The sequence below is a fragment of the Sedimentimonas flavescens genome, assembly GCF_019264375.1.
Lineage (GTDB): Bacteria > Pseudomonadota > Alphaproteobacteria > Rhodobacterales > Rhodobacteraceae > Rhodobacter > Rhodobacter flavescens.
In genome coordinates this window covers 175,610-191,594 of record NZ_JAHVAI010000001.1, presented here as the reverse complement: position 1 = coordinate 191,594, position 15,985 = coordinate 175,610, and the positions used below count along the sequence as shown (strand labels likewise).

Sequence of the window (15,985 nt, the reverse complement as noted above, 5' to 3'; positions counted from 1 at the left end):
GGCTCTTGCGCCGCTCGCCTTTTTTTGGCGGACCAATCCGCCTGTGCATATGCGCCGCGTCATCCATGCCCAAAAGGAATGATCGCCTCACGCGATCCGCATGGCGCCGCGCGCTGAGTTGCGCTCATATGAGGCAAGCCTCACGCTGCCGGACATATTGATGCGCAACGATCCTCGGTCTCATGGTCTTTGGGAAGTGTCCGCCCCGGCGGCACCGCCGACGCCCGTCTTTACGGGCGCCGAAGAGGCCGAGGTCGCCGTCATCGGAGCGGGGTACACCGGCCTTTCGGCGGCGCTGCATCTGGCCGAGGCGGGCGTTTCCGTGCGCGTGCTGGAGGCTGTCGCGCCCGGTTTCGGAGGCGCAGGGCGCAATGTCGGGCTGGTGAATGCGGGTATGTGGGTCATGCCCGAGGTGCTGCTGACGGGGCTTGGCCCCGAATACGGTCCGCGTCTTCTGCGCTTCCTGGGCGATGCGCCGGGCGTGGTTTTTGACCTGATCGCACGGCATGGCATCGCCTGTGAGGCCACGCGTAACGGCACGCTTCATCTGGCAGTCGGCGCGGCAGGCCATGCCGAGATCGCCGAGCGTCACCGCCAGTGGTCCGCGCTTGGCGCCCCGGTCGAGCTTCTCTCGGCCGGGGCCACACAGGCGCGTCTTGGCGGCGGGCGCTATGCGGGGGCGCTCCTCGACCGGCGGGCGGGCACGATCCAGCCGCTCGCCTATGCGCGGGGGCTGGCCCGCGCGGCGCAGGCGGCCGGCGCGCATATCCATGCCGATAGTCCCGCACAATCGGTGTCGCGCCTCGGGCAGGACTGGCTCGTGCAGACCCCGCAGGGGCGGCTGCGGGCGAAATGGCTGATCCCGGCCTCGGACGCCTATACCGCGCAGGTCTTCCCCGAGATCGGCAGCGAGCAGGTGATCCTGCCCTATTTCAACATGGCGACCGCGCCGCTGCCCGATGATCTGCGCGCCGCGATCCTGCCGGGCGGTGAGGGTTGCTGGGACACGCGCGAGGTGCTTTCCTCTTTCCGCATGGATGCGGCGGGCCGGCTGGTCTTTGGCTCGGTCGGGCAGCTGGGTGTGCTTGAGCGCGGCGCGCACCGGGATTGGGCGCGGCGCGCGCTTGGCCGGATATTCCCGCAACTCAAGGGCGTGGGGTTCGAAAGCGAATGGTGGGGGCGCATCGGCATGACCGCCGACAACCTGCCGCGCCTGCATCTGCTGGGGCCGAATGCGCTGACGATCTGCGGCTATAACGGGCGGGGGATCGCGCCGGGCACGGTTTCTGGGCGGGCCATCGCGCGCCATATCATCGGGGATCTTCCGCTGGAGGCGATGCCGCTGCCGGTCAGCGCCCCGCAACACGCGCCGCTGAGCGCCTTGCGCACGGCGGGCTATCGGGCGGGCGCGGTGCTGGCGCATCTTGCGCAGGACCGGATCTGAGCGGTCGGGGCTGCGCGCCCCGCCGCCATCGACTAGAATTTGAGACAAGCGGCGGGAAACCCCGCCCGACACACTGGAAGGAGCCACCATGTCCCTGCAAATCCAAGCGAAGCAATTGCTTGACGATCTGGGCGTTGACCCCGCGCGCTACACTGGCGGCGCAATGCCGAGTTACAGCCCTGTCACCGGCGAGCAGATCGGCGCGCTGACGCCCGACAGCGTCGAGGCCGTGGCCGAAACCATCGCGCGCGCCAAGGCCGCGTTTCGGGTCTGGCGTACCGTCCCCGCGCCGAAGCGTGGTGAGTTGGTGCGTCTGCTGGGCGAGGAGTTGCGCGCCTCGAAAGAGGCGCTTGGCCGGTTGGTCTCGATTGAGGCGGGCAAAAGCCCCTCCGAGGGGCTCGGCGAGGTGCAGGAGATGATCGACATCTGCGACTTCGCCGTGGGCCTCTCGCGCCAGCTGTACGGGCTGACCATTGCGACCGAACGTCCGGGCCACCGGATGATGGAGACCTGGCATCCGCTTGGGGTGGTTGGGGTGATCTCGGCCTTCAACTTCCCGGTCGCGGTCTGGTCGTGGAACGCGGCGCTGGCCTTTGTTTGCGGCAACCCGGTGGTGTGGAAACCCTCGGAGAAGACCCCGCTGACCGCGCTGGCCTGTCAGGCGATCCTTGACCGCGCGCTGGCGCGTTTCGGCGCTGCGCCCGAGGGTCTAAGCCAGGTGCTGATCGGCGGTGCCGAGGTCGGCAATGCGCTGGTCGAAAATCACGATGTAGCGCTCGTGTCGGCCACAGGCTCGACCCGGATGGGGCGGATCGTCGGGCCGAAGGTCGCGGCGCGCTTCGGGCGCACCATTCTGGAGCTTGGCGGGAACAACGCAGGCATCGTCTGCCCCTCGGCCGATCTCGATATGGCGCTGCGGGCGGTGGCCTTCGGCGCCATGGGCACGGCCGGGCAGCGCTGCACCACGATGCGCCGCCTCTTCGTGCATGACAGCGTCTATGACGCGCTCGTGCCGCGGTTGATCAAGGCCTATGAAAGCGTATCGGTCGGCAACCCTCTTGAAACCCAGGCGCTGGTCGGGCCACTGATCGACAAGCAGGCCTTCGATGCGATGCAGGCCGCGCTGGAGGCCGCGCGCGCGGCGGGCGGCACCGTGCATGGCGGCGCGCGCGAGGCGGTGGCCTCGAACGCGGCCTATTACGTGCGCCCCGCACTGGTCGAGATGCCCGCGCAGACCGGCCTGGTGCTGGACGAAACCTTCGCGCCGATCCTCTATGTCATGCGCTACGGCGATTTCGACGCAGTGATTGAGGATCACAACGCGGTCGGCGCGGGGCTTTCCTCGTCGATCTTCACGCTGGATATGCGCGAGATGGAAACCTTCCTGTCGGCGCGTGGCTCGGATTGCGGGATCGCCAACGTCAATATCGGCACCTCGGGCGCCGAGATCGGCGGCGCGTTCGGCGGCGAGAAAGAAACCGGTGGCGGGCGCGAGAGCGGCTCGGATGCGTGGAAGGGCTACATGCGGCGGGCGACGAACACGATCAACTTCTCGCGCGAGCTGCCGCTGGCGCAGGGCGTCGTGTTCGATATCGACTGATCTACCAGCGCAGCAGTCGGGCGCCGAGCGCGCCCGACGCAAGCGTAACGATTGTGATGATCAGCCCGTACCAAATGACGAAGAACATCGGGTTATCCTGAACGCAGAACAGCGAATAGCCCGTCGCCGCACCCGAGGCTGCGGCAAGCCCCGCCAGCAATCCCGACAGGCGCGGCGCGGTGCTGGCACCCTGACGTGCGATGCGCAGGGCAACCCAGTTGGGCACCAGCGACAGGACCAGAATGCCGCCCATGCATTCGGCGAGGTTGAAGGCGGAAACTTCAGCGAACCATGCCTCGGACGGGGCGGTGATCAGGCTGCGCAGCACCAGCGCCGCCGCGATGGCCAGCGGCAGGATCAGCCAGCCAAGGCCCGGGCGGCTGACCTCGGGGCGAGAAAGGCGCACGAAGGCCGCCAATGCGGCCACGCAGATCAACGCGGGCAACACGGTCTTGAGCGCAACGATCGGCTGCATCAGATAGCCGCCAAGCCCGTCGCGCACGCCAAGCGCCGCCAGAAACAGAGCGGCGGGAAAGACTGCGGCGAACAGAACCGACCCGGCCATCCGCGCGGTGTTCAGCGGCTGCGGTGCCGGAGCACCCGCCAGTTCAGCAATCAGATCATCGGTATTCACGACAGGTTCCTCCTTCTGAAACCTTCGAGTTTCTTCAGCGCGCGGTGCAGGCTGACCCGCAGCGCGCCCTCCGACATGCCCATCCCCTGCGCTACCTGCGCCGGGGCCTCTTCGCGCAGTTTCAATGCGCGCACGATCTCGGCCGATCGCGCGTCGAGCACGCTCAGCAGGTGCTCGATCTCTTGCGCGGCCTCCATCCCCTCGATGGCGGCACTTGCCCCTTCATCCGCCAGACGCTCGGCGACATCCTCAATCGGCGTGGCCGCGACACCCCGGCGGCGGAAAGCATCAGCGACCTTGTAGCGCGTGATCGCGAAAAGCCATGGGCGGATCGGCTGATCCTCGCGCCAGGTGTGGCGCTTGGCGTGGATCGCCATGAGCACCTCCTGCACGATATCTTCGTGCTGATCGGGCGGCAGCGCCCGGCCACGCGCCCGCACCACGCCGCGTAGCACGGGCGAGATCGCATGCAGCAGACGCGCATAGCACTGCGCATCACCGCGATTGGCCGCCCGCATCAACCCGGACCAGAGCTCTTCGGTGTCTGACATCGTGGCAGTCCATTCGTTCACAGCGACCCGATTGTTACACGTCCACGTGACATCGGGGCAAAAAACTTCTGCGATCACAAAACGATCACCTATGCGTGAAGTCTGTAACTCCGGCAGGGCGGGGCGCGAATGGACATCCCGAGGACGCAAGAGCGCCTCTGCACAACAGATGAGGAACCTTCAATGTCGATCATTTCCAAGACCCTCCCGCTCACCGCCTCGCTGGCCACTGCGCTGACGCTGGTTGCCGCGCAGGCCGCCCATGCCGAGGGCGAGATGGAAAAGTGCTATGGCGTCTCCATGGCGGGTCAAAACGATTGCGCTGCTGGCCCCGGCACCACCTGCGCTGGCACCGCGACCAAGGACTATCAGGGCAACGCCTGGAAATATGTCCCGGCCGGCACCTGCGCGACGATCAAGACGCCGCACGGGATGGGCTCGCTCGAACCGGTCAAGATGTGATCTGGCGGGGCGCGGTCTCTCCGCGCCCCTTTCCCCATCAGGAGAGAGACGATGACCCAGCTTCCCGCACGCCCCGGCCTTGGCTTCAAGCCCGAGCATTTCTCGCAGATCGCCTGTGACCCCGATCTGGGCTTCTTCGAGATCCATGCCGAGAATTACATGGGCGCGGGCGGCCCGCCGCATGCGATGCTGACCGCGCTGCGCGCCGATTTCGGGATTTCGCTGCATGGCGTGGGGTTGTCGATAGGCGGACCGGGGCGGCTCGACACGGCGCATCTGGCGCGGCTGCGCGCGCTGGTCGATCGCTACCAACCCGAGAGTTTTTCCGAGCATCTGGCCTGGTCGAGCCACGGCGAGGCCTATCTCAATGACCTGCTGCCCTTGCCCTATACCGACGAAACCCTGCGCATCGTCTGCGACCATGTCGATGAGGTGCAAGAAGCCCTCGGGCGCCGGATGCTTCTGGAAACCCCCTCGACCTATGTTCTTTTCGAAACCTCGACCATCCCCGAGACCGAGTTCCTGCGCGCCATCGCGCAGCGCACCGGCTGCGGACTGCTGCTCGACGTGAACAACGTCTTTGTCTCGGCCACGAACCACCGCACCGATGCGCGCGCCTATCTGGCCGAGTTCCCCTTTGATCAGGTGGGCGAGATTCATCTGGGCGGTCACGCGGTTGAGGAACTGCCCTCGGGGCCCTTGCTGATCGACAGCCACGGCGCGCCGGTGGCCGATCCGGTCTGGACGCTGTTTGACGAGGTCATCGCCCGCACCGGGCCGCTGCCCAGCCTGATCGAATGGGATAACGATGTGCCCGATTACCCGGTCCTGCTGGACGAGGCCCGCCGGGCAGCCCGTATCCTGCGCGCCCATGCGCCCCAAGCGGAGCGGACCCATGTCTGCGCATGAAGCCTTCGCGCAGTCGTTTCGCCGGGGCATCTTCGATGGTGAGCTGCCGCAAGGCGTAACCGCGCGCGATCCGGCCGAGGCCGCGCAGCGTTTCGCTGTCTATCGCAACAATGTGCTGCATTCGCTTGGCCGCGCGCTGGCGGCCCGCTTTCCGGTGATCGAGCGCCTCGTTGGCGCAGATTTCTTCAACGCCATGGCGCGGGTCTATGTCGAGGCCGACCCGCCGAACTCGCCCGTGCTCTTTGCCTGGGGGGAGGGCTTCGCCGAATTTCTGGAAGGTTTTCCACCGGTCGCGGCGCTGCCCTATCTGCCCGATGTCGCGCGGCTCGAATATGCGCGGGGGCAGGCCTATCACGCCGCCGACCTGCCCGCGCTCGCCCCTGCCGATCTGGGCGCGCTGGCGGCGCGGGCCGATGCGATCCGGCTGGTGCTGCACCCGTCGGTCACCCTGATCGCCTCGGGTCACGCGATCCGCGCGATCTGGGCCGCGAACCAGCCCGGCGCCGCCCCGCAAGAGATCGAGGACCGCCCCGAGACGGCGCTGGTGCTGCGCGATCGCAAGCTTGACGTGCCGGTCTGGGCACTTGGCCCGGGCGAGGCGGCCTTTGCGCGTGAACTGTTGGGGCAAGCGCCGCTGATCCGCGCGGCCGAGGCCGCAGCGACGGCCGAGCCCGGCTTTGACGTCGGGCCAATCCTGTTCCGCCTCTTCGCGGCGGGCGCAATCATCGGATGGGAGGACTGCACATGCTGAACCTGTTGAACCGCGCCGACGCGCTGCTGGCCCGGATGCCCTGGGATATTGCCGGCCTTGCGCTACGCCTGTTCCCGGCCTGGACCTTCTGGGCCTCGGGGCAGACCAAGATCGAAGGCTTCTCGATCAAGGAGAGCACCTATTTCCTGTTCGAGCACGAATACGCCCTACCGCTGATCCCCTCCAAGCTTGCCGCGGTGATGGCCACCAGCGCCGAACTGACGCTGCCGATCCTGCTGGTTCTGGGCTTGGGGACACGGCTGGCGGCGCTGGCGCTCTTGGGGATGACTACGGTGATCCAGGTCTTCGTTTATCCTGACGCCTGGCCCGTGCATGGCATCTGGGCGGCCTGTTTCCTTGGCCTCATCTCGGGCGGGCCGGGGCGGCTGTCGCTGGACGCGCTTTTGCTGCGTAACAGCGGAGAGACCGGGGCAGGGATGACCCGCCACGTCTGAGCGACATGCAAATGCATCACTGGGCGGTCCGACAAGGGCCGCCTTTTTTGTTTTATGTCATGGGCTTGGGCAAAAAACACACGTCGGCCCTCTCGGGTCGATGCGGCGTCTGTTTTATCTGGGAAAGCGTGGCAGCCCGTAGGGGAGTCGAACCCCTCTTTTCAGGTTGAAAACCTGACGTCCTAACCGATAGACGAACGGGCCGCGCTGGCACGTCGCAGGATTGGCAGCCCGTAGGGGAGTCGAACCCCTCTTTTCAGGTTGAAAACCTGACGTCCTAACCGATAGACGAACGGGCCATCCTTGCAGCGTGGGGCGGTTCATACGGCAGCCCGTTTGGACGCGCAAGAGGTTTTTTCGAGAAATCTCAAACTCGTTTCGGGCGTTTGCGAAACGCCTTTGTATGCGGGATTATTCCGCCCGCGCGGCGTCCTCAAGGCGCAGCTGAACCTTGGTCCGGCCGCCCCATGTGTTGATCTCAAGCCGCCCGGCAAGGTGGAAACGCGCGCTGCCGGGATTCGAAAGCGCGGGGCCAAGTGGCCCGTCGAAAGCTCCGAACGAGACCGCGTCGATCCGCGCCCCCATGCCGTCGGAAAAGGTGAAGCGCAGATGGGTTTCGCCGATCTGGCGAGGGCTGCGGATCTCCATCGCCGGGAAGGCGAAACGCGGGGCGGGGGCGCCCTGGCCGAAGGGGCCGGCCTTGTCGATCTCGTCGATCAGGGCGGGGGTGGCGGCGCCGGGCAGAAGCAGACCATCAAGGCGCAGATCGCGCGGCCCGCCTGTGCCCGCGCCCTGACGCTCCAGCAACTCGGAGAGGCGGGCCATGGCCGCCTCGATGCGGTCCTCGGCCACGGTCAGGCCCGCAGCCATCTTGTGACCGCCGCCCTTGAGCAGCAGCCCCTCGGCGGCCACACGCTGCACCGAGGCCCCCAGATCGACGCCCGAGACCGAGCGGGCCGAGCCCTTGCCGATCCCGCCCTCAAGCCCGATCACCACGGCGGGGCGGTTGGTGGCCTCTTTCAGGCGCGCGGCGACGATGCCTACGACGCCCGGATGCCAGCCCTCGCCCGCAGCCCAGACAAGGGGCGCATCGAGGCCGCGTTCCTCGGCCTGCGCGAGCGCCGCGTCCCGGACCCGATTCTCGATCTCGCGGCGTTCGGTGTTGAGCTGATCGAGACGCTCGGCCAGCATCTGCGCCTCGGTCTCGTCGGTGGTGGCCAGCAGCCGCGCGCCCAGATCGGCCGCGCCGATACGCCCGCCCGCGTTCACCCGCGGGCCAAGCAGGAACCCCAGCGAATAGGCGCTTGGCGCCTTGTCCATGCGCGCCACATCGGCCAGCGCCCGCAGGCCGGGCCGCTCGCGCCGCGCCATGACCTTGAGGCCCTGCCGCACCAGCGCGCGGTTCACGCCCACAAGCGGAGCCACATCGGCGACGGTCGCCAGCGCCACCAGATCCAGAAGCGCCATCAGGTCGGGGCCCTGCGTGCCCTCGGCGCGCAGCTGGCGGTTCGCCTCGACCAACATCAGGAAAACAACCGAGGCCGCGCAGAGATGCCCCAGATCGCCGCTTTCGTCCTGCCGGTTGGGGTTCACGCAGGCCACGCAATCGGGCAGGGTCTCGCCGCCCAGGTGGTGGTCGAGGATGACCACATCGGCGGGCTTTGCCGCCGCGATCGGTTCATGGCTGAGCGTGCCGCAATCGACGCAGACGATCAGCGAATGCTCGCGCGCGAGGGCCTGCATCGCGGGGACGTTGGGGCCATAGCCCTCGTCGATCCGGTCGGGGATGTAAAGCGTCGCCTGCCGCCCGAAATGGCGCAACCATGTCAGCAGAAGCGCGGCAGAGGAGCCGCCATCGACATCGTAATCGGCGAAGACGGCGATCTTCTCGCCCTCGCGTAGGGCGCGCAGGAAGCGTGCGGCGGCGGTCTCCATGTCCTTCATCTGGCGCGGATCGGGCAGCAACTCGCGCAGGGTGGGTTCAAGGAAGCTCGCGGCATCCTCGGGGGGCACGCCACGCGCGACAAGGATGCGCGCCAGCGGCAGGGGCAGGCGGGTTTCCTGCACCATGGCCTCGGCCAGCCGGTCGGCCTCGGCCGTGGGGCCAATCCAGCGGCGCCCCGTCAGGGACAGATCTACACCAAGGAATGCGTTCATATCCTTGGTCTACGCAAAATCTGCCAAAACGAAAAGCCCCGCCGTGGCGGGGCTTTCATAACGCGCGGATCGGCGCCTTACTTGATCGGGTTGCGGTAGATCATGCGGCGCACCGAGCCGGTCTTGGAGCGCATCAGGATCGTCTCGGTCTCGATGTAGTTCGGCTCGCGCTTGACGCCCTGCACGATCGAGCCGTTGGTGACCCCGGTCGCGGCAAAGATCACGTCGCCGGTGACCAACTCGTCGCGGGCGTAGATCTTGTCGAGGTTGGTGATGCCGGCTTTGGCCGCGCGGCCCCGTTCGTCATCGTTGCGGAACAGCAGCTTGCCCCACATCTGGCCGCCCATGCATTTCAAAGCCGAGGCTGCCAGAACGCCCTCGGGCGCGCCGCCCGAGCCCATGTACATGTCGATGCCGGTGATCTCGGCCTCGGCGCAGTGGATCACACCGGCCACGTCGCCATCGGTGATCAGGCGGATCGCGGCGCCGGTCTCGCGGACTTCGGCGATCAGGTCTTCGTGGCGGGGACGCTCGAGGATGCAGCAGGTGATGTCCTCGGGCTTCACGCCGCCCGCAGCGGCCAGCGCCAGGACGCGCTCGGTCGGGGTCATTTCGAGGCTGACGACATCCTTGGGATAGCCCGGGCCGATGGCCAGCTTGTCCATGTAGACGTCGGGGGCGTGCAGCAGGGTGCCGCGCTGCGCCATGGCGATCACGGTCAGCGCGTTCGGCATGTCCTTGGCGGTCAGCGTGGTGCCTTCGAGCGGGTCGAGTGCGATGTCCACGGCGGGGCCGTTCCCGGTGCCGACCTCTTCACCGATGTAGAGCATCGGGGCCTCGTCGCGCTCACCCTCGCCGATCACGACGACGCCCTTGATGTCGAGCATGTTGAGCTGGTCGCGCATGGCGTTGACGGCGGCCTGGTCGGCGGCCTTCTCATCGCCGCGGCCGATCAGGCGGGCGGAGGCATGGGCCGCGGCTTCGGACACGCGGGCAAGCCCGAGCGAAAGCATGCGGTCGTTGAAATCGGTGGGGGAGGTCATCTTGTGTTCCTGTCTGCCAGAGCGAAGGGCCGGGCACAGGTAAGCCAGTTAGGCCCCAAACTACAAGCCTGAGATCGCTAACGAGGCCGCGAGCACGTCAAACCGGCGTATGGCAGACGGTGCAGAGCTTGTTTCCGTCAGGGTCGCGGAAATAGGCGGCGTAATAGTCGGGGTGGTAATGCGGGCGCAGACCGGGGGCGCCCACGTCTGTGCCGCCATGCGCAAGGGCGTGCAGGTAGGCGGCGTCCACCGCCGCGCGGTCGGGGGCAAGGAAGGCCACCATCGCGCCATTGCCGTGTGTTGGTGGGCGACCGTTGAACGGGCGGGTCACGATGAAAAGCGGGCGCCCGCCTTCGGCAGGTTGCCAGCCGATCCAGCCCTCGTCGTCGCTGTCGAAGCGCAGGCGCAGGCCGAGCAGTTCCATCAGCGGGGCATAGAAGGCGCGGGCGCGGGTCAGGTCGGCGATGCCCAGTGTCACATGGCTGAACATCGCCCGCCTCGTCAGATTTCTTCGATGCGGATGGCGACGGGTTCGCCTTCGACCACGCCGGTCGCGGGGAAGCGGCCGATCGCCACGTCGATTGCGTCGCGCGTGGTCTTGTGCGTCACGATCAGCACCGGGGCCGAGGTATCGGCATGGCCATACTGGCGCATCCGCGAGATCGATACGCCCGCATCGCCCAGAACCGAAGCCACCTTGGCCAGCGCGCCGGGTTTGTCCATCAGCTCAAGGCGCAGGTAATAGGGCGCCGGGGCCGAGACGGCGGCGGGCGTCGGCTCGGCCAGTTTTGCTGCAGGGACGCCGAAGGTCGGCAGGCGCAGGCCGCGCGCGATATCGGCCACGTCGCCCATGACCGCCGAGGCCGTCGGGCCTTCGCCCGCGCCCGCGCCGCGCAGCACGATCTGCCCGACCGAGTCGCCTTCCAGAACGACCATATTCGTGCCGCCCTGAAGCTGACCCAAGGGCGAGCTGTCGGGCACAAGGCAGGGCGTCATGCGCTGCTCAAGCCCGCGGCCGGTCATCTGTGCGACGCCCAGAAGCTTGATCTTGTAGCCCATATCGCCCGCGCGACGGATGTCGTCGATCGAGATCCGGCCGATCCCTTCCAGCACCACGTCGTCGAACGACACCTTGGTGCCAAAGGCGATGGCGGCGAGGATCGAGAGCTTGTGGCCCGCGTCGATACCCCCAACGTCAAGGTTCGGGTCGGCCTCGAGATAGCCCAGTTGCCGTGCCTCTTCGAAGACGGTGTCATAGGGCAGGCCCGCCGTCTCCATCCGGGTCAGGATGTAGTTGCAGGTGCCGTTCATCACGCCCATGACACGGCGCAGCTGGTTGCCGGCAAGGCCCTCGGTCAGGGCCTTGATCACCGGAATGCCGCCTGCAACGGCGGCCTCATAGCGGATCACGCGGCCTGCGGCCTCGGCCATCTCGGCCAGTTCCTGTCCGTAATGTGCCAAAAGCGCCTTGTTCGCGGTCACGACATCCTTGCCGGCGCGCAGCGCAGCCTCGGTCGCGTTCTTGGCCGCGCCCTCGTGGCCGCCCATCAGCTCGACGAAGACATCGACATCATCGCGTGTCGCAAGGGCGACCGGGTCGGTTTCCCAGGCATAGCCCGACAGGTCCGCATCGCGGTTCTTGGTGCGGTCGCGGGCCGAGACGGCGGTGATCACCACCTGGCGGCCAGTGCGGGCCTCCAGCATCTCGGCGTGGCGCTGCACGATCTTAACGACGCCAATGCCCACGGTGCCGAGCCCCGCGATGCCAAGGCGGAGCGGAGTGGCGGAAACGGCAGACATGGGAACCTCGTCAAGTTGAATGGTCTGCTGGTCTGTTACCGGGAAAGGGACGGCCTTGCAACGGAGGGAAGACCTAGTTTGCGGGCAATTCGCCCTCGGGCACAACGGGCGCGCGCAAAGCATCGGCACGGGCGCGCAGGTCGGCGGCGCGGGCCTCTAGCCCCGGCGCGGGATCGGGAGTGAGCGCCGCGTCGCCAAGCAGGGCGCTGGTCGGGAGCAGGCTGGGATAATCGGCATCCGTGCCAGCCGAGCAGGCGGCCAGTGCGAGGGTCAGGGCAAGGCAGGCGAGGCGGGGCATGGTGGCTCCTTTTCGCGCCACGATATTGCGCGCGCGCGGGCAATGCCAGAGGGAAGGGCGAAGGGATTTGATAATGAACGTGCGTTCAGTTAGCGTGGCGCCATGGCACGCAAAACCGGCTCTCATTCCGAAATCACCGGCCCGCGCATTCGCGCGGAGGCGATGAAGTTGTTTGCGCGTCATGGCTTTGCTGCGGTGTCGATGCGTCAGATCGCGGCGGCGGTGGGTTTGCAGGCAGGGGCGCTCTATCTTTACACGCCCGACAAGGAGGCGCTCCTGTTCGATCTGCTCAAGGATCACATGGATGGGCTGATCGCGGCGTGGCAGGAGAAGCGGGGTGGCGAGTCGCCTGTCGGGGCGCTGGAAACCTTCGTGCGCTTTCACATCCGCTACAACGGCGAGCGCCCCGAGGCGGTGTTTCTGAGCTACATGGAGTTGCGCAACCTTAGCCCCGAGAACTTCGCGGTGATCGAGGGGCTGCGTCGGGCCTATGAGACGGAGCTGGAAAATATCCTGAAGGCGGGGCAGGCCGCCGGGGCCTTCCTGGTGCCTGATACCAAGCTTGCGACCATGGCGATCATTGCGATGTTGACCGGGGTGAATACCTGGTTCCGCGAGGGCGGGCGCCTGAGCCGCGCGACCGTCGAGGACATCTACTGGGACATGGTGCGCAAGGCGGTCAGCGGCTGAACTTGCGGATGGGGAGAGGGGGCCAGCCCCCTCGGCCTTGCGGCCTCACCCCCGGGATATTTATGCAAAGCCGAAAGGGCCTTGGTCAGTGTGCGGGCTTGATGAAGGTGCCGTTGCGCAACTCGCGGAAGGCCTGCATCAGTTCTTCTTGGGTGTTCATCACGATGGGGCCGTGCCAGGCGACGGGTTCCTGGATCGGCGCGCCGGAGATCAGCAGGAAGCGCACGCCCTTTTCGCCCGCCTGGACGGTGACCTCATCGCCTGAGCCAAAGCGCACCAGCGTGCGGTTGCCCGACATGTCGCGGATGTTGACCTCTTGGCCCATCACCTCTTTTTCGAGCAGCACGCCGGTGGGGGCGGAGGCGTCGGTGAAGAAGGCCGAGCCGTCGAAGACATAGGCGAAGGCGCGGCGATAGGTGTCGATGCGGAAGACCTTCTTGAGGCCTGCGGGGACGAAGATGTCGAGATATTGCGGATCGGCGGCGATGCCGTCCACCGGGCCGCGTTGGCCCCAGAATGCGCCGGTGATCACCTTCACGCGCGTGCCGTCATCGTCGATCACCTCGGGGATGTCGGTGCCCTTGATGTCCTGATAGCGGGGTGCGGTCATCTTGAGGTTCGAGGGCAGGTTCGCCCAGAGCTGAAAGCCGTGCATCCGGCCCTGCGTGTCGCCCGAGGGCATTTCCTGGTGCAAGATGCCCGAGCCTGCCGTCATCCACTGCACATCCCCCGCGCCGAGCGAGCCCGCGTTGCCAAGGCTGTCACCATGTTCGACCGAGCCTGCCAAAACATAGGTAATGGTTTCGATCCCGCGATGGGGGTGCCAGGGAAAGCCCGCCATATAGTCTGACGGGTGATCGCCGCGAAAGTCGTCAAACATCAGGAAGGGGTCTTGCTCGGACGGGTCGGTGAAGCCGAAGGCGCGGTGCAGACGCACGCCGGCGCCCTCCATCGTGGGTTTGGCGCGGCGGGTTTCGAGAACGGGGCGGATGGACATGGATGCCTCCTGTAAAAGGATCGCGTTGGCGTAAAGGTAGGGCAGCGGCTGCTTTGCGCAAATGGGCAGGGCGGCAGAGCGGCTGTTCGCTTTTGCACAGGCGTTGGCACCCCTCGACTCCGGGGCCGTCCCGGCCAATATAGAGGGTATGAGTCTGCCGCCCGGGTTTCTCGATGAATTGCGCAACCGTGTCTCGATCTCGCAAGTGGTCGGGCGCAAGGTCGTATGGGATATGCGCAAGTCGAACCAGGGCAAGGGCGACTGGTGGGCGCCATGCCCGTTCCATCACGAAAAATCGGCCTCGTTCCATGTCGATGACCGCAAGGGCTATTACTATTGCTTCGGCTGTCACGCGAAGGGCGACGCGCTGAGCTTCGTGCGCGAGACCGAGAACGTGGGCTTCATGGAGGCCGTCGAGATCCTCGCCCGCGAGGCCGGGATGCCCATGCCCGCGCGCGATCCGGTGGCCGAGAAGAAGGCCGACCGGCGCAGCGAGTTGGCCGCCGTCATGGAAGAGGCCGTCAAGTTCTTCCGCATGTCGCTGTCGACCCAGGGCGGGGCGGCCGCGCGCGATTATCTGGCGCGGCGCAGGCTGTCGGCCGATGCGCAGGCGCGCTTCGAGATCGGCTTCGCGCCCGATGGCTGGCAGGGGTTGTGGGACGCGTTACGCGCCAAGGGCATTGCCGAGGATCTGATTCTGGGCGCAGGGCTTGCCAAGGCCAGCACCAAGGGCAAGGCCCCCTATGACATCTTTCGCAACCGGATCATGTTCCCGATCCGCGACGCGCGCGGGCGCTGCATCGCCTTTGGCGGGCGGGCGATGGACCCCAATGACAACGCCAAATACCTGAACTCGCCCGAGACCGAACTGTTCGACAAGGGGCGGAACCTCTACAACCACGGCCCCGCGCGCGAGGCCTGCGGCAAGGGCGGGCGGCTGATCGTGGCCGAGGGCTATATGGATGTGATCGCGTTGGCTCAGGCGGGCTTTGGCGGTGCGGTGGCCCCCCTTGGCACCGCGGTCACCGAAGATCAGCTGCGCCTGATGTGGCGCATCCATGACGAGCCGATCATCGCGCTCGATGGCGACGCGGCGGGTATCCGCGCGGCGCTGCGGGTCATCGATCTGGCGCTGCCACTGCTGGAGGCGGGCAAGGGGCTGCGGTTTGCCATCATGCCGGGCGGGCAGGACCCCGATGATCTGATCAAGGCCGAGGGGCGCGAGGCGATGGAGCGGGTGCTCGACGCCGCCAAGCCGATGGTCGATCTGCTCTGGCAACGCGCGATTGAGGGCAAGGTCTTCGACAGCCCCGAACGCAAGGCTGCGCTGGACAAGGATTTGCGCGCGCATATCAAGCGGATCGTCGATCCCTCGATCAAGGCTCATTACGGCGAAGAGATCAAACGCCTGCGGGCCGAATTGTTCGACATGCGCCGTGGCCCGGCGCCATCGGGCAGCTATGTGCCGCGCACGGCGCGAGGGGCGGGCAAGGGCGGCTGGGTGGCGCAGCCCGTTCACCCCCTGCCCATGACGCGCTCGACGGCGCTTGCGGCGGCTTCGGACGAGCGGGTGACCGACCGCCTGCGCGAGGCGATGGTGCTGGCGATCCTGACCACCCATCCGGTGCTGATCGCGCAGTTCGAAAGCCAGCTTGAGAAAGTGCCGCTGAGCGATCCGACGCATGACCGGCTGCGCAGCCTGATGCTGCTGCATGGCCATGAAAGCCCCGACGAAATCTCGGAACGGCTTCTTGCCGGGGCGGGCGCTGACCTTGAAAAGCTGATGGGGCTGCCCCATGTGCGCACTGCGCCCCCGGTGCTCAAACGCGAGGATGCCGATCTGGCGCGGCTGTGTTTGGCCGAGGAACTGGCCAAGCTGGCCGCCGAACGGGCGGTGCGCGCCGAGGTGGCCGAAGCGATGGAGGATCTGGAAGGTCTGGCAGATGAGGGCGTCACCTGGCGCATCACCCAGGCCACGACGGCCCGCAACCGGGCCAAGCAATCGAAGCTGGACGATACATCGGACATGGGCGAGGACCGCGCGGCACTGTCGGCGCAGCTTCAGGCCATGATCGACGGGGAAATCTGGCGCAAACGCAAGAACTAGGCGCGGCGGGCGCGAGAGGGCAATGATTCGGCCCTGTGATTCGCCTCCGCGATTCGATACAACCGCAGGATATGATTCGATCCTGTC

At 66.8% G+C, this 15,985-nt stretch carries 16 protein-coding genes and 2 tRNA genes; 8 read left to right on the top strand and 10 right to left on the bottom strand.

The genetic code is table 11. The features are described from left to right. Window positions 1-100: 100 nt before the first annotated feature. Entirely contained in the window at window positions 101-1,444 is a 1,344-nt protein-coding gene (locus KTQ37_RS01030; RefSeq protein ID WP_236020997.1) for an NAD(P)/FAD-dependent oxidoreductase, read from the top strand. 88 nt (window positions 1,445-1,532) lie between these two features. Then, window positions 1,533-3,044 carry an L-piperidine-6-carboxylate dehydrogenase gene (gene amaB / locus KTQ37_RS01025; RefSeq protein ID WP_218628606.1) on the top strand — a complete coding sequence of 504 codons (1,512 nt, stop codon included), beginning with the start codon at window positions 1,533-1,535 and terminating at the stop codon, window positions 3,042-3,044. A gap of 1 nt (window position 3,045) precedes the next feature. Here the strand turns inward: amaB and KTQ37_RS01020 are convergent, their stop codons facing one another. Further along, window positions 3,046-3,678, bottom strand: a complete 633-nt coding sequence (locus KTQ37_RS01020) for an NrsF family protein (protein ID WP_218628605.1) — start codon at window positions 3,676-3,678, stop codon at window positions 3,046-3,048. Continuing rightward, window positions 3,675-4,229 carry a sigma-70 family RNA polymerase sigma factor gene (locus KTQ37_RS01015; RefSeq protein WP_218628604.1) on the bottom strand — a complete coding sequence of 185 codons (555 nt, stop codon included), beginning with the start codon at window positions 4,227-4,229 and terminating at the stop codon, window positions 3,675-3,677. Before KTQ37_RS01015 ends, KTQ37_RS01020 begins: the two co-directional genes overlap by 4 nt. Before the next feature lie 183 nt (window positions 4,230-4,412). Between KTQ37_RS01015 and KTQ37_RS01010 the strand changes: the two genes are divergently transcribed. From KTQ37_RS01010 to KTQ37_RS00995, 4 genes are read left to right on the top strand one after another with little or no spacing between them, the layout of a single operon-like run. Beyond that, window positions 4,413-4,691 carry a BufA1 family periplasmic bufferin-type metallophore gene (locus tag KTQ37_RS01010; RefSeq protein ID WP_218628603.1) on the top strand — a complete coding sequence of 93 codons (279 nt, stop codon included), beginning with the start codon at window positions 4,413-4,415 and terminating at the stop codon, window positions 4,689-4,691. Between the two features lie 51 nt (window positions 4,692-4,742). Next, window positions 4,743-5,600: an MNIO family bufferin maturase gene (gene bufB / locus KTQ37_RS01005; RefSeq protein ID WP_218628602.1), complete on the top strand. Its 858-nt coding sequence runs from the start codon at window positions 4,743-4,745 to the stop codon at window positions 5,598-5,600. Further along, the gene (locus KTQ37_RS01000) at window positions 5,587-6,351 is read left to right on the top strand and encodes an HvfC/BufC N-terminal domain-containing protein (protein WP_236020996.1); all 765 of its coding nucleotides are present in this window, start codon (window positions 5,587-5,589) and stop codon (window positions 6,349-6,351) included. The genes bufB and KTQ37_RS01000 overlap by 14 nt, the downstream gene beginning before the upstream one ends. Then, a complete protein-coding gene (locus KTQ37_RS00995; protein WP_236020995.1) occupies window positions 6,345-6,806 on the top strand; it encodes a DoxX family protein in 462 nt (153 codons plus the stop codon). The genes KTQ37_RS01000 and KTQ37_RS00995 overlap by 7 nt, the downstream gene beginning before the upstream one ends. A 129-nt stretch (window positions 6,807-6,935) precedes the next feature. On the opposite strand, the gene KTQ37_RS00990 is transcribed toward KTQ37_RS00995, so the two are convergent. From KTQ37_RS00990 to KTQ37_RS00960, 7 genes are all read right to left on the bottom strand, one after another. Then, window positions 6,936-7,010, bottom strand: a tRNA-Glu gene (locus KTQ37_RS00990). A 20-nt stretch (window positions 7,011-7,030) separates the two neighbouring features. Then, window positions 7,031-7,105: transfer RNA gene (locus KTQ37_RS00985), tRNA-Glu, on the bottom strand. Window positions 7,106-7,217: 112 nt separating this feature from the next. Beyond that, window positions 7,218-8,963 (bottom strand): single-stranded-DNA-specific exonuclease RecJ, encoded by a 1,746-nt coding sequence (gene recJ, locus KTQ37_RS00980; protein ID WP_218628599.1) that lies wholly within the window; start codon window positions 8,961-8,963, stop codon window positions 7,218-7,220. A 77-nt stretch (window positions 8,964-9,040) separates the two neighbouring features. After that, entirely contained in the window at window positions 9,041-10,006 is a 966-nt protein-coding gene (glpX, locus tag KTQ37_RS00975) for a class II fructose-bisphosphatase (protein ID WP_218628598.1), read from the bottom strand. Window positions 10,007-10,103: 97 nt separating this feature from the next. Then, window positions 10,104-10,496, bottom strand: a complete 393-nt coding sequence (locus tag KTQ37_RS00970; protein ID WP_218628597.1) for a VOC family protein — start codon at window positions 10,494-10,496, stop codon at window positions 10,104-10,106. 11 nt (window positions 10,497-10,507) lie between these two features. Beyond that, window positions 10,508-11,806: a homoserine dehydrogenase gene (locus KTQ37_RS00965; protein WP_218628596.1), complete on the bottom strand. Its 1,299-nt coding sequence runs from the start codon at window positions 11,804-11,806 to the stop codon at window positions 10,508-10,510. Window positions 11,807-11,879: 73 nt separating this feature from the next. Next, complete coding sequence (locus KTQ37_RS00960) at window positions 11,880-12,104, bottom strand: hypothetical protein (RefSeq protein WP_218628595.1); 225 nt, start codon at window positions 12,102-12,104, stop codon at window positions 11,880-11,882. 102 nt (window positions 12,105-12,206) lie between these two features. Between KTQ37_RS00960 and KTQ37_RS00955 the strand changes: the two genes are divergently transcribed. Further along, window positions 12,207-12,794 carry a TetR/AcrR family transcriptional regulator gene (locus KTQ37_RS00955; RefSeq protein ID WP_218628594.1) on the top strand — a complete coding sequence of 196 codons (588 nt, stop codon included), beginning with the start codon at window positions 12,207-12,209 and terminating at the stop codon, window positions 12,792-12,794. 85 nt (window positions 12,795-12,879) lie between these two features. On the opposite strand, the gene KTQ37_RS00950 is transcribed toward KTQ37_RS00955, so the two are convergent. Further along, window positions 12,880-13,791: a pirin family protein gene (locus KTQ37_RS00950; RefSeq protein ID WP_218628593.1), complete on the bottom strand. Its 912-nt coding sequence runs from the start codon at window positions 13,789-13,791 to the stop codon at window positions 12,880-12,882. Window positions 13,792-13,939: 148 nt separating this feature from the next. On the opposite strand from KTQ37_RS00950, the gene dnaG reads away from it, so the two are divergent. Further along, the gene (gene dnaG / locus KTQ37_RS00945; RefSeq protein WP_218628592.1) at window positions 13,940-15,898 is read left to right on the top strand and encodes a DNA primase; all 1,959 of its coding nucleotides are present in this window, start codon (window positions 13,940-13,942) and stop codon (window positions 15,896-15,898) included. Window positions 15,899-15,985: the final 87 nt, after the last annotated feature.